The sequence below is a fragment of the Oleiphilus sp. HI0061 genome, from assembly GCF_001635675.1.
Genome location: NZ_LWFE01001788.1, coordinates 1 through 763 on the forward strand (window position 1 = coordinate 1; position 763 = coordinate 763).

General features: G+C 44.7%; 1 protein-coding gene. It reads right to left on the reverse strand.

The window, feature by feature from the left end:
• Window positions 1-131: 131 nt before the first annotated feature.
• A partial coding sequence (locus A3735_RS27325) for a GGDEF domain-containing protein (protein WP_156499964.1) occupies window positions 132-763 on the reverse strand: 632 nt, incomplete at its 5' end.

Below are 763 nucleotides of genomic sequence, written 5' to 3' on the forward strand. Positions count from 1 at the left end.
TCAGCTTTATGGTGAGGTTTAGGTAGGGCTTGCGCTATAGCCTTCCCCAGACAGGGCTTTTCTGCAATATACAGTTTCATTCATACAAAATACTGTATAAACAAACAGCTATCAAGCAGTTTCACGCCGTCTTAGCCAACTTTTTGCTCAACTCTGTTTCGACCGTTAAGCTTAGCTTGGTATAGCGCCTGATCAGCCATCTCAACCAAAGCGTGAGTCGAGCTTTCCTCGTTCGGCATGCAGGCACTTACGCCAACACTCGCTGTCACTTGAATACGCTCATCACCCGTATCAATCCACAAAGCTTCAATATGCGCCCGAATTCGCTCACCTATCAAAACAGCACCTTCCAATTTGGTCTCAGGTAAGACAACAGCTAACTCCTCTCCACCATAACGGCAAACCAGATCAGGAGGGCGTTTCACCAAACGATACACTTCAGAAGCGACCGTTTTCAGACACTGGTCTCCAGCTTGATGACCATAGGTATCATTGACGGATTTGAAATTATCCAAATCAATCATAATCAAAGCTAATTCTCGCCCATTTCGCCTGCCACGACGAAACTCTCGCTCCATCATTTCATCAAAATAACGACGATTTCTAACCCCGGTGACTTGATCAAGTGTTGATAGATCTTCAAGTTCGGAGTTTAATTTATTGACCTTTTCTAAAGCCAGTCGTAAGTCTCTGGTTCGCTGCTCAACTTCTACCTCTAATGCTTCATTTTGCATCTGCTTGGTCTCGATCAGCTTTTCCTTCA